This is a genomic window from Anaerosolibacter sp., assembly GCF_029240175.1.
Taxonomy (GTDB): domain Bacteria; phylum Bacillota; class Clostridia; order Peptostreptococcales; family Thermotaleaceae; genus Anaerosolibacter.
In genome coordinates this window covers 125,408-150,087 of record NZ_JARBTM010000008.1, presented here as the reverse complement: position 1 = coordinate 150,087, position 24,680 = coordinate 125,408, and the positions used below count along the sequence as shown (strand labels likewise).

The following is a 24,680-nucleotide window of genomic DNA, read 5'->3' as shown; positions in this document are numbered from 1 at the left end:
TCTCCCTTTCTCTAAATAATCTCTCCCACAATACTTCTAATAAACTGCAGGACAATGTTCGGAAACAAACCTAGTAATACGATGACTCCCGTTAATGTAACAATGGGTATCAAAATTTTTAGGGGCGGCTCTTTCTTTTCTTCCAGCGCCCGTTCTTCCCCCTGAAAGAATGCCGTTACAACAATGGGAAGTAGATAACCGGCTGTAAGAAAGGCACTAAACAATAAAATGACCACGAAGAATATCTTATTTTCTGCGATACCTCCCAAGGCTAAGAACCATTTACTTGCAAATCCATTGGTGGGAGGTATACCGATTAAAGAAATAGATGCAATACTGAAACAGAGCATGGTGATGGGCATCTCTCTGCCAATCCCCTTGATCTCATGGATAGATTTCTTACCCGTAGTAAAATAGATGGCACCCACGATAAAGAACAAAGTAATTTTTATCACCGCATGATTAATCAAATGGAATAGTCCGCCTATCAATGCATTTTTATTTAAAAGCACAATGCCGAGCAATACGTATCCGAGCTGACTGATGGTTGAATAGGCCAATCGTTTCTTTAAATTTTCTTGATGCAGCGCCATCAAAGAACCCAATACTATGGTAAAAATAACCATCACATTAATCCATAGATGTCCTTTCATCCCTCCCAGGATGTCTGCCCCAAAGATAAAATAACTAACCCGAATAATTGCAAATATACCTGATTTTACGACAGCAACAGCATGAAGTAATGCACTCACCGGCGTGGGCGCCACCATAGCCGATGGCAGCCAGGAATGAAAGGGCACCAATGCCGCCTTTACACCAAAACCAATAAACATCACAAAATAAGCAGCCAGCAGGATGGTTTCATTGTAATTATCTAGTTTTCCAATGATCCCGTTGGCCGCAAAGCTTAGATCATTGGTCACACTATACAATAGAATCATCCCTAGCAGGATGAAGGTTGCACCAAAGAAAGAATAAATTAGATACTTCTTACCGCTGTATAATGCATCCTCCGTTTCTGCATGAATGACCAAGGGATAGGTCGCCAGGGTTAATAATTCATAGAAAATATACATGGTAAACAGGTTTCCCGAAAATGCGATTCCCATAATAACGCCTAGATTTAGGATAAAGAAGGAAAAGAATCGTTTGGTATTTTTCTCATGGGTCATGTATTCCATAGAAAAAAACATGGTAAAAATCCATAAGGTCGAAGCCAACAATGAGAACAATATCCCCATCTTATCAACATGAAAATACACATCTACAAATTGATCGAGGCGAAACAGATGAAGGGACGGCAAGGGATTGCTCTGCAGCATAAAAATTACCAACAGCAGGTTCCCTACAATGGCTGTTCCTATAAAAACCTCTCTATGTGTATCTCCCTTGAAGCGGATCAGCCCGTATAATATGGCATATATACAAGGTAAAAAAACAGGAAACAGTAGTAAAAGATGCTTCAACAGTTTAACCTCCTTATTTTAATCCTAAACTAAATAGTTGAATCAAGGGTTCCGATATCAACCCCACAAATAACACGGCCACGGATAGACAAATCACTGGCAGCATTTCTTTGACCGGCTTTTGCTTTGATTTGTAGACTCGATCCTTGAGATTTTCTTCTCCAAAGAAACCATGGATCACCACCGGAAAATAATAGAGGGCATTTAAGATACTACTGATCAGTATGATCGCAACAAGGATAGGTTTCCCAGCACTTATACTGGCCAAAGCTAGATTCCACTTACTGACGAAGCCTGGTAAAATCGGAATCCCCACCATGGACAAAGCGCCTAAGGTAAAGAGGCCTAACGTAATCGGCATTTCTTTCCCAATGCCCTTGAAGTCCTCTATCTTTTTCTTACCTGTCGTCTCAATCATTGCGCCCACAGTTAGAAACAGCATTGCCTTTGTTACCGCATGCCCAAAAACATGGTATAGCGCCACGGCCACACCCAGTTCGCTGGCCAATCCAATGCCAAAGAAGATGTACCCAACCTGAGCCACACTGGAATACGCAATGACCCGTTTAATTTCTTTTTGTAGAATAGCAAATACAGAACCCATGATCATTCCGAGACTGCCCAATATCAAAATCAAATCCAATATGGGAAGTTCCTTCACCAATGTAAAGCCCAATGCCCTAAACAAAATCTTAATCAGTAAAATCACAAATCCTTTTAACACCAAGGAAGACAGGAGGGCACTGGAAACCGATGGCGCACTGGAATGGGCATCGGGTAGCCATGTATGGAGTGGAAACATGGCACTTTTTACGCCTAACCCTATGGTAAACAGAACAACAGAGATTAAAATCACATTTGGATACACGTATTGTGCTGCAGCAACTTCCTTATAAATAAAAGTCATATTCAAATTTCCTGTAATAGAGTACAGAAAAGCAATTCCCATGAGAAAAAGTCCAGAACCTAAACAGCTTAAAATCAGATATTTTAATGCGGCTTTTATATTTTCTTTTTTGTCTTTGATCACCACTATCCCACAGGATGCCAACGTGCTGATTTCCACAAAAACAAAACAATTAAAAATATCATTGGAATAAACAATACCCAGCAAAGCACCGATGAGCACATTGACCAAAAGATAATAGAAAGGCAGCTTCTCAGAGGGTATTTCCTTCTCAAGGCTATAGAGAGAATACCACAAAATCAGTCCAGCAACCCAAGTAAACAGCACACCAATGGCGGCCTCCATAGGGCTAATATAAAACTCAATACCCCAGGGTGCATCCCAATGTCCTATTCGATAGACAAAACTACCATTTTTCACAACATAAATCATCGTAATCACTGATAATACTGCTGCCATCATCATTGTTCCAAGACTGATCCCTTTTACAACTCGATTGTTTTTTACCAAGGGCATGATAAAGGCACTAATCAACAGTATCAATAAAATCAACAAAGGAAAACTCTTTGCCATGGCCAAACTAATCACCTCTCATCTCCATAATTTGGTCTAGCTCGATGGTACCGTATTTCTCATGAAGCTTTATGGTTAAAGCTAACGCAAAGGCTGTTATACTGACAGCCACCACAATCCCCGTAAGCATTAGTGCTGAAGGCACAGGATTGATATACCCCGCTGCTCCTTTATGAACATCTTGAATGATGGGGGCCTCCCTTCCTGGAATATATCCTTTGGCGATAAAGAATAGAAATATGGCCGTATCCATAATATTCATCCCTATGATTTTTTTGATCAGGTTATTGTGTAACAACAAGGTGGCAAAACCCACACCAAACAAAATGATGGCGCCAGTTTCAAAATAATTGATAAACAACCTCTCCATTTTATATTTCTCCTTCATAAAACAGTGTAAAAAGAAAATAGATTGTTACGGTCACCGTGATACCTACCAAAACATTTAGCGGAAGTAGGTATCCGCCACTCAGAATGTTGCCTGGCGTGCCCAATGGCAGTTGGGGCAGGTAACTATGGTTCCCACCCGTTAGGAAACTGTAGCCCTTCAACACACCATAAAGAATAAGTGCTCCACACATCATTTTCATCATAAGTTCAAAGGGAAATTTTAATCTCGTCTCTGCTTTCCCGTAAACCATCCGGTAGAAAATCAAGCTGACACCCAGAATTGTACCTCCTGCAAATCCACCGCCTGGAGACAGGTGCCCAAATAAAACGACGTAGATTCCAAAAACCTGAATAAAAGGAATCATAATTTTACTAACAACCTGCAAAATCATATGGTTCACGGCCCCACCTCCCTACTGACAAAATTACTTTTTCTCTTCTTTCAATAGAATCAATACCACAATTACACCAGTAAACAAAACGGTAGCTTCCCCAAAGGTATCAAAAGCCCTATAATCTAAAATAATGTCGGTTACAATATTTAATCCCCCCACCTCTTCCACGCCTTTATCCACATACCGCTTTGATACATAGTTATGGGCAGGATTATCCGGGTCACCAAAGGCTGGCAGTTCACTTACCCCTATTAAAAGTCCTGAAATAATCACCATGGTCACGAAAATAGAAAATACAATTCGCAGCATCTACTTCTTCACACCCCTTATTTTTCGCAGGGTCAGCACAAACAGGATCGTCGTAACCCCTGCACCAATGGCAGCCTCAGTAATTGCTAAATCAGGTGCATTTAACTGCTGCCAAAGTATGGCCATAACGAGGCTGTACGTCATAAATACAATCACTGCACCCAGAAGGTTTCTCATTATGGAAACAGCGATAGATGAACCAATTAGAAACAAAATCATGATTATACTAAAGATCTTCATTCTTTCTCACTCCATTATCGGACTTAGCATTTTTCAAATAGACCACTCTGCCAATGAGATGAGTAGCCGTTGGATTCGTAATCCATATAAATAAAATCATTAGTAAAATCTTCAAGGTAGTGGCATTCCAACCACTATAAACCATAGCTGCAGCCAAAGTCATCACAGCCCCCAGGGTATCACACTTTGCTGCACTGTGGGCCCTGCCAAGGACATCAGGGAGTCTTAAGAGCCCTAGGGTTCCAACAGCAAAGAAAAATAATCCCCCCGACAAAAGGAAAATAATCAAAATACCTTTCATTTGTTCCCTCCCGTCTCACCTTCAATAAATTCAGCGATGATAATAGAAGCGAGAAAACTAATCAGCGCATAGACAAGGGCCACATCTACAAAATAGGTTTCCTTCAAGATCAAAGAAACGAGAACGATCAAAACAATGGTTTTGGTTCCGATAACATTCACAGCAACCAAGCGGTCTGCTGCTGTAGGCCCTATAATCGCTCGAACCGTACAAAGTATAATGGTAAAGGCTAAGATCATTAAGGCTATGATAAAAACCTGATTCATCGTTGATACTCCTCAATCTCTAATAATATTTTTTCAAGCTTTGAATCCATGATTTGCTCTCCATATTCCCCTTTTAAACAATGGATTGTCAATATATTATCTACCAGAGATACGGTTAGGGTACCTGGTGTGAGCGTAATGGAATTTGCAAAAACTGTTCGATGAAATGCTGATTCCAACTTTGTTTCATAGGTGATCATCGTTGGTGAAATCGATATCCTTGGTCCCAATACAATCTTGGCTACTTGAAGATTGGCTGCAATGATTTCCTTTACCAAAAGCCAAAAATATTTTCCATAGTTACCTAAGCTCTTGATGAAAAAGATTTTCTCATGCCCAATGGCAACCTTTTGCTTCCCATATAACATGTACATAATCGATATCAAAAGGAGTCCAGCAACCAAAACCTCTAGGTTTAGTCGTTCAGACAGTACGATCCAAAATCCTATGGTCAATAAGGAAGTCAAGGTGATTCGCGTCATAATATCCTCCCAATGGAAATTTATCCAGTAATTCTTCATAAAAATAAATGCAATTTCCATGCCAATACAATGGATTTCTTTTATAAAAGCTACACCTCTTGATTTTGCTTATTTCAAAGCTAATTACTTATTCATCAATATAAAAAAAGATTGACCGAAAGGTCAATCTTTTAACAAAGTGTTTCACTTTAGTACATTTGTCAGACAATTTGCATGTCCTACAACGCTTCATTCCGATACATGTGATTCGTTTTGATACACCTCGATTATTTTAATAAATGCTCCAAGCTATACTTCTCAATTTTTCTGTAAAGGGTGCTTCTCCCAATTCCGAGAAGCTTTGCTGTTTGAGCCATATTCCCTCCTGAATAATCGAGGGCGTTCATAATGGTGTTCTTTTCTATTTCTGCCAGATCAAAGGCATCATTTTTCCCTCCCTGCCTTTTCTCTTTGATAAACCCTCCTGAACGCATATAGCTTGGCAGGTCTTCATAGCTTATGTCCGCTTTGTCCCTAACCATGTTCATGACCAGTTCCATCACATTCTGCAGTTCCCGCACGTTACCAGGCCAATCGTAGCGAATCATGGTTTTGTAAAAGCTGTGGTGTACACCCTTGACTTCCTTGCCCATCCTTCTGCTAAATTTATCGATAAAGTAGTCTATAAATACTTTAATATCCTCTTTCCGTTCCCTCAGGGCTGGAATCTGAATGGGCATAACATTTAATCGATAATATAAATCGCTTCTAAAATTCCCCTTCTCCACTTCCTTCAACAGGTCTTTATGGGTGGCAGCAATTACCCGAACATCTGTTGGTATTACATCATGACCCCCGACTCTTACCACAGCCTTACTTTCCAATACCCTTAGCAGGTTTACCTGGGCATCTAGGGGCATATCTCCAATTTCATCCAGAAAAATCGTTCCTTTGTCAGCCAGTTCGAATTTACCTGGGTGTCCGCCCCGCTTTGCACCAGTAAAAGCCCCTTCTACATACCCAAACAACTCGCTGGCCACCAAATCCCTAGGGATGGCACCACAATTTAAAAATACAAAGGGTTTTTTCCTGCGATTGCTCTCATTATGAATAGCTTGGGCAAACATTTCTTTACCTACACCGCTTTCCCCTAACAAGAGGATTGTGGTATCCGTATTGGCCGCAATAGATGCAACTTTAATGGCTTGTTTGGTTAATTTGCTATCGCCCAGTATATCTTCAAAGGTATAGATGGCTTCCGCACCCACAATCTTATTCACCAGGCTGTGTACCTTTTTAGCAGCTCGAAACGTAAATACTGTTCCTTCCACTTCACTACTGTCCTGTCCCTTGACAGGGGTCACACTGGCAATACAGGAGATTCGTTTGTTTCTTCCGCTTTTAAAATGCATCTCCTCTTCCTCATATTTTTTGCCGCTGTGAATCATATCGGTAATCTTGCTCTCCTGCATATCATCCAGTATACAGCTAATATTTTTTCCGATAATCTCTTCTTCCTTTAGACCCAGCAGTCTACGGGCAAAAAGATTGATGTCCAAGACAACGCCCTTTGGGTTTACGCAGATCAAACCCTCTGAAATTGATTCCATGATGGCATGAAAATGCTTATTGGTCACATCTAATCTTCGATTAGCCTTTTCTAGCTTTATCTCTTTTCCAATGGCAGCAGCCGTTGCAACTACCATGCCCAGGGTATGAGGATGGACATTACAACTGGGCCCTGTCATACTGAGAATACCGATAATGCCTTTTTTTTCATTTCGAATCGGACATGCGGAAGATGTCCAATTATGAAACTGCTTGCAATAATGCTCTGCCCCAAAAACCTGGATAGGACCGTCAATGGCCAAGGCAGTGCCAATAGCATTCGTTCCTATGACCTCCTCTTTTATGTTGCAGCCCGTATACATACTGAGATTGCCATAGGTTTTCACCAGATCCTGATCTCCTATACATTCTAGTACATAACCATCTTTGTCAGTCAGTCGAATAATTAATCCTTCGTTACCTACCAATTTATACAAACTGCTCATAAAAGGCCTAGCTGTTTTGATTAAGGCCATAAATTGATTGTACCTTTTTCCCAATTCCTCCGTTGAAAGGTTCACTTCTATTTTTTCGGACAAGGGATCAACACCATGTTTTCTACTTCGTATCCATGAATCAGCAATCACGTTCCGAATCAATTCTGTCTTTAGTATACCTTTCTCTGTATAGGTTTCCCACGCTTCTAGAAAGCCTTCGTTTTGCTGTAAAAGTTTTTGTCCTGGCATTTCAACCACCCCAATATTATTCTTTTCAATTCAATATCAAAATAGATGAAACGATTTGTCGCTCCATCTATCCTATATACGTATTATTCATTTTCACTGCTGGTTTTATCTTCCTCTAGCCTGTCCAAAATCAAGTTATATCCATCGGCACCATACTGTAAACAGCGGTTGATTCGGCTGATGGTCGCTGTGCTGGCCCCTGTCTTTTCTTCGATCTCATGATAGGTCTTATCCTGACGCAGGAGCTTGGCAACCTTCAATCGCTGGGCTAATGCTTGAATTTCCTTTATGGTGCAAATATCTTCAAAGAATCGATAGCATTCCTCTATGTCCTCCAATAGCAGTACCGCCTCAAAAAGCTCATCCACAAACTCATTCTTCAATCTAGAATGATAGGTCATTTTATCACCTCAAATATCAATCTTGATAGTTATATTCTATATTTATCTAGTATATCCTTTTAACACCAAAAAGAATAATAAAAAAATATGTTGACATCGTTCTAAAAAGTCCGTATACTCAATATTAGTTTATTAAGTATATTCGTTTTTCAAGTATAAAAATTAAATACGTTTGGATATCTCTTATCCAGAGAGGTGGAGGGACTGGCCCTATGAAACCCGGCAACCGGCTTTATTTTAAGCAGCGGTGCCAATTCCTGCGGTACGTATGTACTGTCAGATGAGAGAGAGCAGCATGTATGATTATGCCTCTTTCTGTGTGAAAGAGGCTTTTTTAATTCCTAAATCACCCTAGGCTACCTATGAAATCACAGGTAGGTATTTTTGACACTTTGACATTTTACCACTATACAGTTATAAAGGAGTGAAGTTATGATTCAAATCAAACAGCTTTCAAAGATCTACAGCAAAGGAAAAAACCAGGTTAGTGCCTTGGAGGATATTAATTTAACCATCGAGCAAGGAACCATTTATGGCATCATTGGTCTCAGCGGTGCTGGAAAATCCTCGCTGATCCGTTGTATCAATCGAATCGAGGAACCTACCAGCGGAGAAGTGTGGATTAACAATGTGGATATCACCCATCTTTCTCCAGGAGAATTACGAAAGGTTCGAAAAAAGATCGGTATGATCTTTCAGAATTTTAACCTTCTAAGCTCTAAGACAGTTTTCGATAATATTGCTTTCCCATTACGTCTGAACAAAACCCCTGAAAATGTGGTGAAGGAGAAGGTCATGGCTTTATTGAAATTGGTTGATTTAACTGAAAAAGCCCATGTGTATCCATCTCAGCTCAGCGGTGGACAAAAACAAAGAGTGGGTATCGCCCGGGCCTTGGTATCAGACCCCGATGTCCTGCTCTGTGATGAAGCTACCTCTGCCTTAGATCCTAAAACCACGAAACAGATTTTGTCCCTATTGAAGGAGATCAATCAGGGCTTGGGTCTCACCATCGTTATCATCACCCATGAGATGGAGGTCATCAAAGAAGTTTGCACCGATGTAACCATATTGGAGCACGGCCGTGTGGTTGAGCAGGGAAAAACCATTGATATTTTCTCCAAGCCGGGAAATGAAATCACAAAGCACTTCGTAGACCAAATTCAGCACCTACCTACCCACTTGCATAACGGTACACTCCTCAGCTTATCCTTTACCCAAGGAAGTGCTGGTGAGCCTGTGATTTCTAAGTTGATCAAGGATTTACAGGTAGATGTGAATATCCTGGCAGGCAAAATCGAATGGATTCAGGAGAAACCCATCGGTAAGCTTACGGTGGAAGTTGATCGAAACACAGTTCCTTTGGCTCAAATTATCGATTATTTTGAGAAAAATCATGTGAGAGTGGAGGTATTCAATTATGCTTAGTCTCATCGACCTTCTTTTACCATCCCTGTGGGATACTTTGTATATGGTGTTTACATCCCTCATATTTACCATACTCTTTGGACTGCCATTAGGTATTGTACTTGTGGTTACGGAAAAGGATCATATCCTACCGAACCCAATCGTATATGGGGCCCTATCCTATGTGATTAATATGACCCGATCCTTACCCTTCATCATTTTGATGATATTCATCATTCCTTTTACCCGTCTCATTGCAGGGACGACCATTGGTACCACAGCAGCCATCATTCCGCTGGTTATCGCGGCGATCCCTTTTTTCGCCAGGGTGGTTGAAAGCGCACTGAAAGAAGTGGATTGGGGTGTTATTGAGGCATCTATCGCCATGGGCGCTACACCCCTTCAGATTATCATCCATGTTCTAATTCCTGAGTCCATGTCTTCTCTGGCTTTGGGTGTTACGATTACATTGATTAATATTTTAGGATATTCCGCCATGGCAGGAACCGTAGGAGGAGGTGGACTAGGGGATCTAGCAGTTAGATATGGGTATCATCGTTTTCAAACGGAAGTAATGATTGCAACCGTACTGGTACTTATTGTGCTTGTGCAAATCATCCAATTGTGCGGCAACAAGGTCGCAGAAATATTAAATAAAAAATAGGAGGGTTTTTACCAATGAAAAAAAACATTTTCGCAGTAATTATAGGACTTATCATCTTATCCCTTGCATTTACCGGTTGTACACCATCTGCTCCAGCCACTGAGAAGGATGCACCCGAGGAAACAGCAGCAGTAGCTTTAAAGGTAGGCGCCACACCCGTTCCCCATGCAGAGCTTCTTGAATTTATAAAGCCCCTGCTAAAGGAGCAAGGTATCGAATTAGAAATTGTAGAATTTACTGATTATGTGAATCCAAATCTAGCTTTAGACAGCAAGGAATTAGATGCAAACTTCTTCCAGCATGTTCCTTATATGGATACTTTCGCAAACGAAAGAGGTATTGAACTTGTCAGTGTTGGAAAGGTTCACGTAGAGCCCCTGGGACTTTATTCTAAAAAGATTAAATCCCTAGATGAATTAAAAGACAACGCTGTAATCGCTATTCCCAATGATCCAACCAATGAAGGCAGAGCTTTGATTTTATTGGATACGGCAGGTCTTATCAAACTCAAAGATGATGCTGGTTTAGAGGCAACAGAGAAAGACATCGTTGAGAATCCTAAAAATATTGTTTTCAAACCAATCGATGCTGCCCAATTACCAAGAACTTTAGAAGATGTAGATGCGTCCATCATCAATACCAACTATGCTTTAGAAGCAAGCTTAAACCCGGTAAATGATTCTATCCTGATAGAGGGCAGTGATTCTCCATATTCAAACATCGTAACCGCGCGCCCTGACAATCAAAATGATGAAAAGATCAAAAAGCTGGTTGAAGTTCTACAAACAGAAGAAGTAAAAGCTTTTATTGAAGAAACCTATAAAGGCGCCGTTGTACCAGCATTCTAAAGTTTTAAATAATAATTACCCATTAATATTCACATATCTTTTTTCCCTACAGCCATACTAAGGTTAAGATAGGTTTTGGAGTCATGTAAATATCGTAGGGGCGATTCACGAATCGCCCGCAGGTCAACAAAATCGGGCGATTCGCCCGCAGGTCAACAAAATCGGGCGATTCGTGAATCGCCCCTACATGAATTCTAAAACAAAATCAAGATGCAGCAAATAGGGAGTGAAGCAAATGGCTGATAAAAATACGTTGCACTCTGGTGCCAACGAAGCTCAGAATCTTATTGACAGTACCTATAACTCAAAGGATTACCCAATCATCGAAAAAACACAAAACGCGTATTTAATGCCAGAACAAATGCAGCGGGATGTGGACTATATTGACAGTCTGCGGTTCTATGAAGATACCACAGAGTTTACGGAACTATTAGGAATCGAAGGTATTCCAGCCAGTCCCGAAAGCACAAAGAACACAAAACTTAGATAAAAGGAACGGGTCAAGATCTACCCGTTCCTTTTATTTGCTTTTCTCTTCCTTTTTTATATGTTCGTCAGCTTATCGATCCTTTCAATGCCCAGTCCTGGCTTTTGGGACAGGATCAAATGTGGACCACGAACTTCTACACCACCCACCACGGGATCTTCTGCCAGAAGTACCGGTGCATCTAAATCGAATCTGGTAATATTCTTCTTCGCCCCAGCCAAATGGGCCGCTGCAGTGATTCCAATTTTTGTTTCCAGCATACTGCCCAACATACACTCTACACCGCAGGCTTCAGCAATCGCAACAATTTTTAAAGCATTATGGATGCCCCCGCACTTCATAAGCTTAATATTGATTAAGTCTGCCGCCCGCATACTTAGAATTTTAAATGCATCTTGAGGGCTAAACATACTTTCATCAGCCATGATTGGTGTTTCTACATGATCTGTAACATACTTCAAACCATCTAAGTCCCATGCCTTTACTGGCTGCTCCACCAATTCAATCTCAAGGCCTGCATCCTCTAATTTTCGAATTCCTCGAATTGCTTCCTTCGCCTGCCAACCTTGGTTTGCATCGATTCTAATTTTTATATCATATCCGATCGCCTCTCGGATAGCCTTTACCCTCTGAATATCTTTCTGAATATCCATCCCCACTTTTAACTTTAGGGCAGTGAATCCATTGGCTACATAGCGTAGGGCATCATCCCGCATTTCTTCTGGTTCATTGATACTCACTGTTATATCTGTTTCCACCGTATTTCGGTATCCTCCTAACAGTTTGTAGACAGGAGCTTTATATAATTTTCCAAACAGATCATATACTGCCATGTCTACTGCCGCTTTGGCACTGCTGTTTCGAACCATGGACATGTTTAGTTTATCCATGATCTTTTCTATGTTTTCTATATCTTCTCCAATCAAAAGCTTTGAAATATTTTCTGTGATTGCTGCCACAATGGACCCATTGGTATCTCCTGTAATTACCCCTGTAGGCGGTGCTTCTCCATACCCAACCTGACCATCATCGGTTTCAATGATCACCACGGTATCCTCTGCGGAGGTAGCCGTTCGCAAAGCTGTTTTAAAAGGTTTTATTAAAGGAACACTGATATGTCTCAAAGATATATTTTTTATTTTCATTTGATCACCCTTCTGTCTATTGATGTAGTTATTCAATTACAATTAAAAAACAGCATAGATCACCTGTAATTCTTTACAAGTCATCTATGCTGGATTTTGTTTTTGATCTTGTATGGTTGATACAAGGAAGAAAACAAAGCAGCTTATGATTCTTTTATGGGCGTTTCATTATTCTTAATCTGTAAATATTTTTTATAAGCATCCTTCCATGCGACAATCAAGGCTTTTTGAGAGGAACCATGATATCTTCTATAGATCTCCTCTATCATAGGTTCCAGTCCCTTCTTCATGTCATACCCTGTAAAGATAGATCGGACAAAATTATTTGTTACAGTTATGATAGCCGAAGCACCTGCATCAACAATCATTTCTTTTTCTAGGTCAATCACTAAAACAATGAAGTATGCGTTGTACTGGAGGGTAATCGGATTATGGGTAGCTGTTTTTGCATCGCCTACCAAGTATATCGTATTTTTACTGTATAATTCCATAACCCCTCAAACCTCATTTCCTTATTTTCTAAATATATTCTATAGAAAATAATAAATTCCTTCTTAGCCAAAGTTTCTAAATCATTTCTATGCTTTCTTTTGCTTTTCTCTGCAAGTACATGGGTATTTCCTCTCGATGAAGAAGGTCCTCGTAGGTTTCCCTGCGGACAATCATATGGTCGCTTCCTTCATTTACTAATACTACCGGTGGCCGAGGCAACCGGTTATAGTTGCTGGCCATGGAATAATTATAGGCTCCTGTATTGTATACAGCCAGTATATCTCCACTCTTCACCGGGGGCACCATGATATCCCAGATCAAAATATCTCCTGTCTCACAGCACTTTCCGGCAATTGTAACCTTCTGTACCTTCTCCAGATTCATCTTGTTGGCAATGTCCCCTTGGTACTTTGCACTGTATAGGGCTGGTCTCGGATTATCTGGCAGGCCCCCATCTACGCTAACATAGGTTCTTACACCCGGTATGTCTTTGATAGCACCAATGGTATACAGGGTAACCCCTGCCTCCGCCACCATCCATCTGCCCGGCTCAATGATCACTTTGGGTATTAGAACCCCGATTTCCTGACAGAGTTCTTTTACTTTATCCATAATTTGATCCGTAAAATATTCAAGGGGTTTCGGTTGATCACCCTCCACATAGAAGATACCAAAGCCTCCTCCAACATTTAGCTCCTTTGAAACAAAGCCATATCGTTCTTTCATATCCTTCATCAATTTTGCTAGTACCTCTAGGGCAGCTATATAGATGCCATTTTCGAAAAGCTGAGAGCCAAGATGAAAATGGAAGCCCATTAGCTCTAAATGGGATGCCTTTAAAGCAAAGGACACCACATGATTTAACTGTTCCTCGGCCAGTGGAATCCCGAATTTTGAATCCTTCTGGCCAGTGGAAATATACTTGTGGGTACTTCCCTCAATACCGGGGGCGATTCTAAATAGTATTTTTGTTTTCTTCTTGTTTGACTTAGCTATTTTTTGGAGCATCTCCAATTCGTAAACATTGTCTACTACAATTCTCCCTACATCATATTTTACAGCCAGTGTTAATTCTTCATAAGACTTGTTGTTTCCATGGAAGATAATATCCGCCGTTGGAAAGCCAGCCTGAATTGCCGTGAACAATTCCCCTCCTGAAACCACATCCAGCCCAATGCCTTCGCTTTCAATAATCTTACACATGGTCATATTTAAAAATGCCTTACTGGCATAGACCGCCCTTGTATTTTCATGTTTTGCTAAAAATACTTCTCTGATTTCTTTACATTTACTTCTGATCCTTTGTTCATCCATAACATATAGGGGTGTACCATATTTCTCAGCTAAGGCAGTGGTATCACACCCTCCAAAAATCAAGTGTTTCTTCTTTCTTCCTTCATTCTCCATCTATTATTCTCCCTTCTTATCCCTCATCGGTTTCTTTCAAAATATCATCTTCTCCTACTATTTTCCCGGGTCAAAAAATAAAACAGCATAGATATTCTCCAATTGGAGAACATCTATGCTGGATTTTATCTTGATGCTCGTACGGAAATGTACAAGGGAAAAGATAAAGCAGCTATTATGATTTTTCTAACACTATCTTAGCCTATTTTATAAAAAAATTCAAGACAGAATCTGTGCTATTTAGAAATCTTTCTCTGGGGCATGGATTCTTTTATGGTTTTTGCCTCATCTGCTGAAATCACGCCATCTTCTACCATTTTTTCAAAGATATCGATTCTTTCTTTTTTGCTTGCCTCAAAATATGCTTTCTTTTCTTCAGCACTTAAATTCTTTATCTTTTCCATTTCAGCTTTTCTTTCTTCAGCCTGAGCCTTCATGTATTCTTGAATGGCCTTTGAACTGTCTTCTTTCAGCTTTCCTTCTTCCACCAGCTTCGTCAATGCTGTTTCGAATCCTGGTCCTTTTGCCCTGCTCCTTGGTCCGAAGCTTTTATTCTCTTCTAGATACGCCTTAATCTTTGTGCTTTCTTCCTCCGAAATCACACCAACTCTTGCCATTTGATCGTAGCGGTCTATTCGTTCCTCTTTCTTAGCCTCGAAAGCTGCTTTTCTTGCTTCATCAGTCATATTCTTCATTTCTTCAAAAGCTGCTTTTCTTTCTTGGACCTGGGACTCCATATAAGTCTTCATGGCATCGGCTTTTTCCTGCGCAACAACCCCTGTTTCAACCAATTTTTCAAAGGCTCCGACACCGACTTGGCCGCGGAATCCCAGTTTTCCCTTCATCTCAGTCCTAAATAGTTTTCCCTTCTCTTTTACAGTTTCTGTGGTTGTATCATCTGCAAATCCCACAGCCGTCATTGTCAGGACCATCGTTCCAATCATAGCTCCAACGATAATTTTCTTCATAACACTATTCTTTTGCATCTACATTCTCTCCTTTCAAACCCTTTATCTTATCATAACTTCTGACAGTTTTATTTTAACCGCCCTTTGTGAGGATTTTGTGATAAGAGTATGGGGAATTTAAAAGGTTTTTTCTTTTTGTAAGAAGGTCATTCCCTTCTATTTTTTTAATGAAATAAAGGTTTCGATATCCTCTTCAATAATTTTTAATGAAGATCTCCAGAAATCTATCTTCCGGATATCAATTCCCATGGTGGCGGCTACATCAGCAATGGTTCTTTTCCCCGTAATTGCAAGGAGTTGATCATATTCTTGAACAAATGTTGTTCCTCGTTTTAGATATTCTGCATAGAGCCCCTTTGCGAAAAGTAATCCAAAGGCATAGGGGAAATTATAGAAATTTGCAGATGCATAATAGTAATGGGGCTTGCACACCCACATATATGGATGAAGAATATTGTGGTCTAATCCATTTCCATAGGCTTGTTTCTGGGCATTGACCATGATTTCCTTCAATTCCTCTACGGACAAGGAGCCTTCTTCCCTTCGTTTAAACAACTCACTTTCAAATAAGAAACGACTATAGATGTCTACAATCACCTGCCCCGCACCCATGAGGCTGCTTTCTAGAATTGCAAACCGTTCTTCCGCTGAAGCCTCCTTCAGGGCAGCTTTTTGGATAATCGTTTCACAGAAAATAGACGCAGTTTCTGCAATCGGCATAGGATAATCACTATTTAAATAGGACTCCTCATTTAGACAGTGTCCGTGATACCCATGGCCGATCTCGTGGGCCAAGGTACTAACATCATTAAAGGTTCCTGTAAAATTAGATAGAATCCGACTTTCCTTGATCACATGAAGATTGGAGCAGAAAGCACCACCTCGTTTGCCCTCTCTAGGTTCTGCATCAATCCAACCCTTTTCAAAGGCATGATCTGCATAATCAGCCAGGACATCACTGAAGCTTCTGAAATTCTTAACGATAAAATCCTTGGCTTCCTCATATGTAAACTCCATTTTCACATCACCCATGGGTGCAAACATATCATAAAATGGCAAGCCATTTTCATGTCCAAGAAGCTCAGCTTTTTTTCTGTAATAACGATGAAATGCAGGAAGACTCTCCACCATCGCAGTCAGCATTGCATCTAAAGTCTCTTGATCCATCCGTGAGTCCATCAGTGTTTTTTCTAGCACGGATCCATATCCCCTCATTTTAGACAAGGTAATGACCTCACCCTTTATACCGTTTAACGATGCACCTGATGATTCAGCTACCTTTTCATAGGACTTTAACTCTGCTTCATAGGCCTTCTTACGTAGATCCGAATCCTTGGCATAGGCCATATTTCTCACCACAGGAAGGGGCAGCTTTTTATCTTCTCCATCCACATGGATATCTACCAACAAGGTTGACGATAACAGCTCCTGCAGCTTAGACCATGCATTGGAACCTGTATTTTTCATCTTGGCAATAAGGATTTCTTCTGCCTCGCTCAAAAGATACTTTCCATTTTTCTTTATTTCCATCAAATAAAAAGCGTGCTCTTTCAAGGACCCTGAGGACGCAATGACTTCCTCAAGATTCTCTAACCCTCCGATCCATTTTTGAAACATGACCATGGGTTTTGCCAGTTCTGTTTCCTTGGCCTCCAGCTGCTCCACAATACGCAGAGCCCTTTCATCTTTGGCGCTCACACTGAGACTTAGTTCTCCAAAGCTTAACAGTCGGGTATATAGATGGAAAAAGTGATTTTGTCTCTTAATATACGCCTCTATCTTCTCCAGAGCATGATCATAGGTGGTGAAGTTTTCCCCAGACCATTGGATGATCTCCTTTATTTCGTTCTCACAACGTTTCATATCCCTTTGAAATTCCTCTGAATCAAAGGATTGATATAGGGCATCTAAGCTCCAACGCATTTCCAAGATTCTCATTCCTCCTCAAATAAATCTTTTATGGCTATTTTACTTTAATATACCACAGTCTATACCCATAAAGAATGAATTTTTAACTTTTTTTAGATGTATAAAAGTTTTTTTATATTCCACTTCTTTTCAAAAGGATTCTATTATTTTCAATCGAATTATACTATTGATATCAATATAATTTTCCCGAAAGACTGAACTATATACGGCTAACCGCTAACTGCTAACCAGAGATTCAGTACAACTTTGTTCAGCAAGTATTCATTTACTGCGCTAATTCTGTTTAACTAGATATCACGTGAAAGGAGATTTTCTATGAAAAACAAGCTCAATCAACAATATATTTTGCAATTCATTCATCAATTGCTTACCACCCCTAGCCCCAGTGGTTTCTGTCATCAGATTATGCAAAAGATTGAAGCTGAGGCTGTCCGTTTAGGATATTCCTATGAAACGACAAAAAAAGGCTGTGGTGTCATTACTGTCCCTGGTAAAGATCACAGCTATGTCCTTGGTCTTTCTGCCCATGTGGACACTTTGGGTGCCATGGTCCGGTCTATTAAGGAATCCGGAATGCTTCGGTTTACACCTATTGGAGGCTATGTCATGAGCACCATTGAGGGTGAATACTGTAAAATTCATACCCGTGATGGCAGAACCTATGATGGTACTGTCCTTACCACGCAGCCGTCCCCCCATGTTTATCCGGAAGCCCGAGAACAAAAACGGGAAGAAGCCAATATGGAAATCCGTATTGATGAAATGGTAAAATCTAATAAAGATGTTCAGGCTCTAGGTATTCGCGTAGGGGACTTTATTTCCTTCGATGCCAGGACTATGATTGGAGAAAATGGCTTTATCAAGTCACGCCACTTAGATGATAAAGCAGGGGTTGCTGTGATCTTTGGGCTATTGGAAATGCTCAGCAGAGAAAATATTGTACCCACCCACACCTTGAAAATATTGATTTCTACCTATGAAGAAGTAGGTCATGGCGCTTCCTATATCCCGCCGGAAATTGATGAACTGCTCGCCATAGACATGGGCTCCATGGGAGATGACCTGTGCTGCTCAGAGCAGGATGTTTCCATTTGTGCCAAGGATTCCTCAGGGCCATATGATTATGATATGGTCACCAAACTGATTAATTTGGCAAAAAAGGAAAACCTAAAATATGTGGTAGACATTTACCCTTTCTATGGTTCCGATGTATCGGCAGCCCTAAAAGGAGGCAACAATATCCGAGGCGCCCTTATCGGACCCGGTGTCCATGCCTCCCACGGCATGGAACGAACCCATGTGGAAGGCCTCCTCAATACCGCTGCATTGTTAGCTGCCTACGTAGTTTCCGCATAATATTTCTGTCCTCCAAATTGGAGGGCTTTTTTTTTTGCTAAATAATTTTCTTTCTCAAACAGTCACACATGTCCCCGACTCAGCGTACACTGTATTAGGAAAAGCGGTACAAACCGCTGAATTTCCTTCCTTATATAGCAGAAAAGGAGGTGAAATGTATGAGTGATAAAGCATGTGGTCCAGTTGCTGGTATCAAACGTTTTGATGACAGCTTGTTGTTCTTCTTCCTATTGCTGGTGCTAATATTCTGTAATTGTGGTATATTCGGTGGAATAGGTGGAGTAGGCAGCGGCTGTGGCGGTGGCTTATTTGGCGACGACTCAAGCTTATTATTCTTCTTCTTATTGTTAGTCGTGCTGTTCGGAGGAGGATTGGGCGGCTTTGGCGGCTTATTCTAAGTTGAGTCTATAAAGGGAGAGTTTTTACTCTCCCTTACTACATAATAGATAAAGATAAAGGGGAGTCTTGGATTCCCCTTTATCTTTATCTTTATGCTTTTCTTCATTTGATTTCTGCAGCATTTCCATGTAACTGGTGAACCATACAAATTGCCTTGTCAGGATAATTGGTGATGATACCCGTAACGCCTATTCCTGCTAACCGTTTCATATCTATTTCTTCATTCACCGTGTAGGTGTTAATTTCAATGCCATAGGTTCTACAGCCTTCCACGAATGCCGCATCGATATTGTGGTAAGCAGGGTGCAGCGCATCTGCCTGAAGTTTTCTAGCATATTCCCATGGTTCGACCCAGCCAGCTACGTATAAAACTCCAGTCTTGATCAGCGGATCAATTTTTTTGGACTCCACCAAGCTATGATGGTAGAAGGATGAGATTATCGTCCTCTCCTCTAAGGCATACCTGCGAATAAGATTGATTACTCGTCTTTCGATCCCTGGATAAATCACAATGCCATTTTTTATTTCCACATTGAGTAGTACTTTTGTAGGTTGAATAAGGTCTAAAACCTCCTCCAACAAAGGTACCTTCTCACCCTGAAACCCTTCACCGAACCAGCTCCCACCGTCATACTTCCTTATCTCTTCTAATGTCAGGTCCTTGATCCATCCCATTCCATCGGTGGTACGCTGAAGGGTTTCGTCATGGCACACGATCAAATGGCCATCCTTGCTTAAATGAACATCCAATTCGATACCGTCCGCTCCCATCTCCAAAGCTTTTCGGAAGGCTGCCATGGTATTTTCCGGCGCATAACCCGATGCACCCCTATGGGCAAAAATATGGGGTCTTTCCATTTTTCATCTACTCACTTTCCCATAATCTTTAAGATTCCTCTACTTTATCATATTCGCAGATCAGTAAAAAAATTAAAGCCAGCTTTATATTTTAACAGACAAAAAGAATATGCACTTTTTCAGGAAGGCTCAGATCAAGATTGAGATTAAGAAAAATAGGGCGAACACTGTTCGCCCCTAGTAATCTCGATCTCAACTTAAGGTATAGGCGGGACTTAAGTCCCGCCTATACCTTAAGTTGCTTTCCAATATCTTTCCGAGAATACATACCTTCAAAATGAATCTTATCCACATTTTCATAGGCCTTTTCTCGGGCTGCCTCCACCGTGTCTCCCCAAGCAGTTACACCCAGAACCCTGCCCCCATTGGTTACCACCTGTCCTTCATGGGCCTTGGTTCCTGCGTGGAATACTATCACATCAGCATCTACTTTATCCAATCCAGAGATGACCCTGCCTTTTTCATAGGCATCAGGATAGCCTCCAGCTGCTACTATAACACACACCGTCTTCTGTTCACACCACAGAATCTCCTGTTCCTCCAGCTTATTCTCTAGGATTGACTCCATGATCTCTATCAGGTCCGTCTCTAATCTGGTCAGGATCACCTGGGTTTCTGGATCGCCAAATCTGGTGTTGAATTCCAAAACCTTTGGCCCATCCTCCGTCAGCATCAACCCAATAAATAGGATCCCTTTAAAGTCTAATCCATCTTTTCGGAAACCTTCCATGATGGAACGTAAAATCCGTTCCTCTACATGAGTTTCTAGCTGCCTATCATAGACATGACTAGGAGAGTAGGTACCCATTCCACCCGTATTGGGTCCCTTATCTTCGTCGAAGATCTTCTTGTAATCCTGGGCACTAACCATGGGCTTGATTATGGTACCATCGACGAAGCATAACACTGAAGCCTCTGTTCCTGTCAAGAACTCTTCGATCACAATCTTGTCGCCTGCCGCTCCAAATACTTTGGCCTCCATGATTTCTTCCAAAGCCTTCAGGGCGTCCTCTTGACGCTCAGCAATCACCACCCCTTTGCCAGCAGCCAGACCATCTGCTTTTATGACCATTGGGTATCCATAGATTCCTAAGGCCTTTCTTGCTGCCTCAACATCCGTACATTCAATATATTTAGCCGTCGGAATTTGATGGCGTATCATGAATTCCTTCGCGAAGGCTTTACTCCCCTCCAGCTGGGCGCATGCCCTATTGGGCGCAAAAATCCTTAATCCTTCTTCCTCAAATCGATCCGCTATTCCCATGACCAAAGGCACCTCTGGGCCAACCACTGTCAGGTCAATTTCTTTTTCCTTTGCAAAGCTGCATAACCCTCCAATATCGTCGACTTGAAGATCAATAAGCTCCGCCAGCCTCCCTATCCCTGGGTTTCCAGGGGCACAATAGATCTTATCTACCTTTGGGCTCTGCATAAGCTTCCATACCAGGGCATGCTCCCTGCCGCCGCTGCCTACAACGAGTATTCTCATGGGTTCACCTCCTAGTGTTTAAAATGCCTCATCCCCGTAAAAATCATAGCAATGCCATACTGATTGGCCATTTCGATGGAATCTTGGTCTTTGATGGAGCCTCCTGGTTGGATGATTGCTGTGATGCCTGCCTTAGCTGCTGCTTCTACACAATCGGCGAAGGGAAAGAACGCATCGGAAGCCAGTACACTTCCCTTTACCTCGACGAGAGACTGTCTAATAGCATTCTCCACAGCCCAGATGCGATTTACCTGACCTGGACCGATGCCTATGGTTTGCTGATTTTTTGCGAGAACGATTCCATTGGATTTAATGTGCTTCGCCACTTTCCAAGCGAAGATCATATCCTCCATTTCCTTCTTTGTAGGAATTCTTTCTGTTACAATCTTCAGTTCCTCTTCCTCATACAATGCATTATCTATATCCTGAATCAAAAGACCGCCATAGACCTTTTTCATATCCTTCGCCTTTTGGGATGTTTCTTTTTTTATGTTCTCCAGCTTCAGCAATCGAATATTTTTCTTGGCTGTTAAAATCTCCAATGCCTCTTCCTCAAAGTCTGGCGCAATGATGATTTCTAAGAAAATCTTGCTCATTTCTTGGGCCGTTCTGGCATCTATTCTTCGATTGGCTGCCACAATCCCCCCAAAAATCGATGTAGGATCGCTGGCATAGGCCTTTAGGTAAGCATCAAATACGTCATATCCACTTCCTACACCGCAGGCATTGGTATGCTTTACCGCTACCACCGCAGGTTCATCATACTCCTTTAAAAGCTCCAAAGCCCCATTGGCATCATTGATATTATTAAAAGACAATTCTTTTCCATGGAGCTGAACTGCTTCAACCAAAGAACCAGATAGTTTTCCTATTTCTCGGTAAAACACAGCTTTTTGATGGGGGTTCTCTCCATAACGCAGGTCTTGAACCTTCTCAAAAGTTAGGGTAAGCTGGTTGGGCAGCTCTCCTTCTATTCTTTCCCTTAAATATTGGGCGATCATAGCATCATAATGGGCTGTGTGCTCAAAAACCTTCAGCGCCAGCCTATACTTTGTTTCATAGGATACCTTACCTTGTTCACCCAGCTCCTTCAACACCCTGTCATAATCCTTAGGATCTACAACCACTGCCACATCTTTATGGTTTTTTGCCCCAGACCGCAGCATGGTGGGTCCTCCGATATCAACATTTTCAATGGCTTCCTCTAGGCTAACCCCTTCCTTTTCGATGGTTTGTCGGAAAGGATATAAATTGATGGCCACAATGTCAATGGGTTGTATGTTCAACTCTTCGATTTGTGCCATATGTTCTGGGTGATCCCGCATGGCCAGCAATCCTCCATGAACTGCGGGATGCAAGGTTTTCACCCTGCCATCTAAGCACTCTGGAAACCCAGTGACCTGGGAAATAGGTGTAACCGAAATACCATTTTCCTTCAGGACTTTTGCCGTTCCCCCTGTCGATAGGATCTCTACCCCTAATACGTCTAGTTGTCTAGCAAATTCTACAATTCCTGTTTTATCGGAAACGCTAAGCAATGCACGGATTTTCAAAATGAATACCCCCTCTGGGAATCAATAATTCTAACTTTTCTTCCTTCAACTTTCAACCGTCCTTGAGCAAACAGCGTTACTGCTTTAGGCAGCAGCTCGTGTTCTACAGCCAACACTTTTTTACCCAAGATTTCTACGCTGTCTTCCTCCTGTACCGCCACTGCTCCTTGAAGGATAATGGGTCCCGTATCGGTTCCTTCATCAACAAAGTGTACTGTAGCGCCAGTGATCTTTACCCCATAATCCAAGACGGCCTGATGGACTTTTTCTCCATGAAATCCCTTGCCGCAAAAGCTGGGAATCAAGGCAGGATGCACATTGATGATCCTATTTTTGTATCTTTCCACTACCCTTTTTCCTAAAATGCTTAAATAGCCTGCCAACACGATCAAATCAATCTCTTTGTCTTCTAAAACCTCAATCATTCTATTTTCTCTTTCATCCATGTTCGGATAATTGGTTTTACCAATGATCATACCTTCGATGTTGTGGGCTTTGGCCCGTATCAAGCCATAGGCATTTTCTCTACTTGAAATAACAAGGGCTATCTTTCCATTAATTTTACCCTTTTCAATATGATCAATCAAAGACTGAAGATTGGTACCTCCACCAGAAATAAAAACCGCAATCCTTAAGGTCTCCATAGGGTCACCCCTGGTTGGTCTGCTACCACACTGCCAATAATGTAGGCTTCCTCCCCTTGGTTTTCCAAATCAGCCATCACCTTAGACGCCGTTTCTTGGTTCACCGCCAAAATCATGCCGATTCCCATATTAAAGGTTGCAAACATTTCTTCTTCCGCTACCTGTCCATATTTTTGTATCAATTGAAAGATGGGCAATACCTTCCAGCTTCCCAGCTCAATCTTTACACCCATTCCCTGGGGTAGTATCCTCGGTATGTTTTCATAGAAGCCACCCCCTGTGATATGGACCATCCCTTTGATCTCATGTTTCTCTAATAGACTTGTACATACATCCACATAGATTCGGGTAGGTTTCAACAGGATTTCTCCCAAAGTACTATTTAATTCATCGATAAATGTCTCTGTGGTCATTTCCAATCCGTCGAAGAACAATTTTCTCACCATGGAGTATCCGTTACTGTGTATGCCACTGGAAGGCAAACCGATTAAAACATCTCCAGCTTTAATTTTAGAACCATCTATGATTTTTGACTTATCCACGATCCCCACGGCAAACCCTGCCATGTCATATTCCCCATCCCCATAAAAACCGGGCATTTCCGCTGTTTCACCGCCAATCAGGGCACATCCTGCCTGCACACATCCATCGGAGATTCCCTTTACGATATCTGCAACCTTCTCTGGTTCTAGCTTTCCTGTTGCCACATAGTCTAAAAAAAATAACGGTTTTGCACCCTGACATAAGATGTCATTGACACACATGGCGACACAATCCTGTCCCACGGTGTCATGGCGATCCATCAGAAAGGCCAACTTTAGCTTTGTACCCACTCCATCGGTGCCAGAAACCAACACAGGCTTTTCATAGCCTGTTAAATCCAGTTCGAACAGTCCTCCAAATCCTCCCAAATCACATAGCACCTGTCTGGTAAACGTCTTCTTTACATGGTGCTTCATCAGCTCCACTGCCCTGGCGCCCTCATTCACATCTACGCCCGCGTCCTTATATGTCAATGGCTTTTTATCCAT

At 41.5% G+C, this 24,680-nt stretch carries 27 protein-coding genes and 1 riboswitch; of the genes, 6 read left to right on the top strand and 21 right to left on the bottom strand.

The features are described 5' to 3' along the window. Positions 1-11 precede the first annotated feature (11 nt). The 11 genes from K0R93_RS07970 to K0R93_RS07920 all read right to left on the bottom strand — a co-directional run bounded on the left by K0R93_RS07970 (position 12) and on the right by K0R93_RS07920 (position 8,003). Entirely contained in the window at positions 12-1,466 is a 1,455-nt protein-coding gene (locus tag K0R93_RS07970) for a proton-conducting transporter transmembrane domain-containing protein (protein WP_300299752.1), read from the bottom strand. Between the two features lie 13 nt (positions 1,467-1,479). After that, positions 1,480-2,961, bottom strand: a complete 1,482-nt coding sequence (locus tag K0R93_RS07965) for a complex I subunit 5 family protein (RefSeq protein ID WP_300299750.1) — start codon at positions 2,959-2,961, stop codon at positions 1,480-1,482. Then, the gene (locus K0R93_RS07960; protein WP_300299748.1) at positions 2,954-3,316 is read right to left on the bottom strand and encodes a sodium:proton antiporter; all 363 of its coding nucleotides are present in this window, start codon (positions 3,314-3,316) and stop codon (positions 2,954-2,956) included. Before K0R93_RS07960 ends, K0R93_RS07965 begins: the two co-directional genes overlap by 8 nt. A 1-nt stretch (position 3,317) precedes the next feature. After that, positions 3,318-3,728 carry an MnhB domain-containing protein gene (locus tag K0R93_RS07955; protein WP_300299800.1) on the bottom strand — a complete coding sequence of 137 codons (411 nt, stop codon included), beginning with the start codon at positions 3,726-3,728 and terminating at the stop codon, positions 3,318-3,320. Between the two features lie 33 nt (positions 3,729-3,761). Continuing rightward, entirely contained in the window at positions 3,762-4,040 is a 279-nt protein-coding gene (gene mbhE, locus K0R93_RS07950; protein ID WP_300299746.1) for a hydrogen gas-evolving membrane-bound hydrogenase subunit E, read from the bottom strand. Continuing rightward, the gene (locus K0R93_RS07945) at positions 4,041-4,280 is read right to left on the bottom strand and encodes a hydrogenase subunit MbhD domain-containing protein (RefSeq protein WP_300299744.1); all 240 of its coding nucleotides are present in this window, start codon (positions 4,278-4,280) and stop codon (positions 4,041-4,043) included. Continuing rightward, on the bottom strand, positions 4,267-4,581 hold the full coding sequence (gene mnhG, locus K0R93_RS07940) for a monovalent cation/H(+) antiporter subunit G (protein WP_300299742.1): 315 nt from the start codon (positions 4,579-4,581) through the stop codon (positions 4,267-4,269). Before mnhG ends, K0R93_RS07945 begins: the two co-directional genes overlap by 14 nt. Then, entirely contained in the window at positions 4,578-4,847 is a 270-nt protein-coding gene (locus tag K0R93_RS07935; protein WP_300299740.1) for a monovalent cation/H+ antiporter complex subunit F, read from the bottom strand. Before K0R93_RS07935 ends, mnhG begins: the two co-directional genes overlap by 4 nt. Beyond that, positions 4,844-5,329 (bottom strand): Na+/H+ antiporter subunit E, encoded by a 486-nt coding sequence (locus K0R93_RS07930; RefSeq protein WP_300299738.1) that lies wholly within the window; start codon positions 5,327-5,329, stop codon positions 4,844-4,846. The genes K0R93_RS07935 and K0R93_RS07930 overlap by 4 nt, the downstream gene beginning before the upstream one ends. A 266-nt stretch (positions 5,330-5,595) precedes the next feature. Next, positions 5,596-7,602 carry a sigma-54-dependent Fis family transcriptional regulator gene (locus K0R93_RS07925; protein WP_300299736.1) on the bottom strand — a complete coding sequence of 669 codons (2,007 nt, stop codon included), beginning with the start codon at positions 7,600-7,602 and terminating at the stop codon, positions 5,596-5,598. An 83-nt stretch (positions 7,603-7,685) separates the two neighbouring features. Then, a complete protein-coding gene (locus K0R93_RS07920; protein ID WP_300299734.1) occupies positions 7,686-8,003 on the bottom strand; it encodes a YerC/YecD family TrpR-related protein in 318 nt (105 codons plus the stop codon). Between the two features lie 180 nt (positions 8,004-8,183). Further along, positions 8,184-8,290, top strand: a riboswitch (SAM riboswitch). 145 nt (positions 8,291-8,435) lie between these two features. Here K0R93_RS07920 and K0R93_RS07915 point away from each other — a divergent pair. The 4 genes from K0R93_RS07915 to K0R93_RS07900 all read left to right on the top strand — a co-directional run bounded on the left by K0R93_RS07915 (position 8,436) and on the right by K0R93_RS07900 (position 11,412). Further along, on the top strand, positions 8,436-9,431 hold the full coding sequence (locus K0R93_RS07915) for a methionine ABC transporter ATP-binding protein (protein WP_300299732.1): 996 nt from the start codon (positions 8,436-8,438) through the stop codon (positions 9,429-9,431). After that, complete coding sequence (locus tag K0R93_RS07910) at positions 9,424-10,074, top strand: methionine ABC transporter permease (RefSeq protein ID WP_300299730.1); 651 nt, start codon at positions 9,424-9,426, stop codon at positions 10,072-10,074. Before K0R93_RS07915 ends, K0R93_RS07910 begins: the two co-directional genes overlap by 8 nt. Before the next feature lie 14 nt (positions 10,075-10,088). Continuing rightward, the gene (locus tag K0R93_RS07905; protein WP_300299729.1) at positions 10,089-10,922 is read left to right on the top strand and encodes a MetQ/NlpA family ABC transporter substrate-binding protein; all 834 of its coding nucleotides are present in this window, start codon (positions 10,089-10,091) and stop codon (positions 10,920-10,922) included. A gap of 235 nt (positions 10,923-11,157) precedes the next feature. After that, a complete protein-coding gene (locus tag K0R93_RS07900; RefSeq protein ID WP_300299727.1) occupies positions 11,158-11,412 on the top strand; it encodes a hypothetical protein in 255 nt (84 codons plus the stop codon). Between the two features lie 53 nt (positions 11,413-11,465). On the opposite strand, the gene K0R93_RS07895 is transcribed toward K0R93_RS07900, so the two are convergent. The 5 genes from K0R93_RS07895 to K0R93_RS07875 all read right to left on the bottom strand — a co-directional run bounded on the left by K0R93_RS07895 (position 11,466) and on the right by K0R93_RS07875 (position 17,359). Continuing rightward, positions 11,466-12,554, bottom strand: a complete 1,089-nt coding sequence (locus K0R93_RS07895; RefSeq protein WP_300299725.1) for a mandelate racemase/muconate lactonizing enzyme family protein — start codon at positions 12,552-12,554, stop codon at positions 11,466-11,468. Between the two features lie 143 nt (positions 12,555-12,697). After that, the gene (locus K0R93_RS07890; RefSeq protein WP_300299723.1) at positions 12,698-13,045 is read right to left on the bottom strand and encodes a DUF3870 domain-containing protein; all 348 of its coding nucleotides are present in this window, start codon (positions 13,043-13,045) and stop codon (positions 12,698-12,700) included. Positions 13,046-13,121: 76 nt separating this feature from the next. After that, on the bottom strand, positions 13,122-14,453 hold the full coding sequence (gene lysA, locus K0R93_RS07885) for a diaminopimelate decarboxylase (RefSeq protein ID WP_300299721.1): 1,332 nt from the start codon (positions 14,451-14,453) through the stop codon (positions 13,122-13,124). Positions 14,454-14,689: 236 nt separating this feature from the next. After that, positions 14,690-15,439, bottom strand: coding sequence for a hypothetical protein (locus K0R93_RS07880; RefSeq protein ID WP_300299719.1), 750 nt, complete (start codon positions 15,437-15,439; stop codon positions 14,690-14,692). Positions 15,440-15,577: 138 nt separating this feature from the next. Next, on the bottom strand, positions 15,578-17,359 hold the full coding sequence (locus tag K0R93_RS07875) for a M3 family oligoendopeptidase (RefSeq protein ID WP_300299717.1): 1,782 nt from the start codon (positions 17,357-17,359) through the stop codon (positions 15,578-15,580). 306 nt (positions 17,360-17,665) lie between these two features. Between K0R93_RS07875 and K0R93_RS07870 the strand changes: the two genes are divergently transcribed. Both K0R93_RS07870 and K0R93_RS07865 read left to right on the top strand, forming a co-directional pair. Further along, positions 17,666-18,706, top strand: a complete 1,041-nt coding sequence (locus tag K0R93_RS07870; RefSeq protein WP_300299715.1) for a M42 family metallopeptidase — start codon at positions 17,666-17,668, stop codon at positions 18,704-18,706. A gap of 158 nt (positions 18,707-18,864) precedes the next feature. Continuing rightward, positions 18,865-19,104, top strand: coding sequence for a hypothetical protein (locus tag K0R93_RS07865; protein ID WP_300299798.1), 240 nt, complete (start codon positions 18,865-18,867; stop codon positions 19,102-19,104). 103 nt (positions 19,105-19,207) lie between these two features. Here K0R93_RS07865 and K0R93_RS07860 read toward each other — a convergent pair whose 3' ends face one another. From K0R93_RS07860 to purM, 5 genes are all read right to left on the bottom strand, one after another. Further along, positions 19,208-19,963 carry a glycerophosphodiester phosphodiesterase gene (locus tag K0R93_RS07860; RefSeq protein ID WP_300299713.1) on the bottom strand — a complete coding sequence of 252 codons (756 nt, stop codon included), beginning with the start codon at positions 19,961-19,963 and terminating at the stop codon, positions 19,208-19,210. A gap of 226 nt (positions 19,964-20,189) precedes the next feature. Next, complete coding sequence (gene purD, locus K0R93_RS07855) at positions 20,190-21,452, bottom strand: phosphoribosylamine--glycine ligase (RefSeq protein ID WP_300299711.1); 1,263 nt, start codon at positions 21,450-21,452, stop codon at positions 20,190-20,192. 11 nt (positions 21,453-21,463) lie between these two features. Beyond that, positions 21,464-23,005: a bifunctional phosphoribosylaminoimidazolecarboxamide formyltransferase/IMP cyclohydrolase gene (purH, locus tag K0R93_RS07850; protein WP_330685083.1), complete on the bottom strand. Its 1,542-nt coding sequence runs from the start codon at positions 23,003-23,005 to the stop codon at positions 21,464-21,466. After that, the gene (gene purN / locus K0R93_RS07845) at positions 23,002-23,649 is read right to left on the bottom strand and encodes a phosphoribosylglycinamide formyltransferase (protein ID WP_300299709.1); all 648 of its coding nucleotides are present in this window, start codon (positions 23,647-23,649) and stop codon (positions 23,002-23,004) included. The genes purH and purN overlap by 4 nt, the downstream gene beginning before the upstream one ends. Further along, the gene (purM, locus tag K0R93_RS07840) at positions 23,637-24,680 is read right to left on the bottom strand and encodes a phosphoribosylformylglycinamidine cyclo-ligase (protein WP_300299706.1); all 1,044 of its coding nucleotides are present in this window, start codon (positions 24,678-24,680) and stop codon (positions 23,637-23,639) included. The genes purN and purM overlap by 13 nt, the downstream gene beginning before the upstream one ends.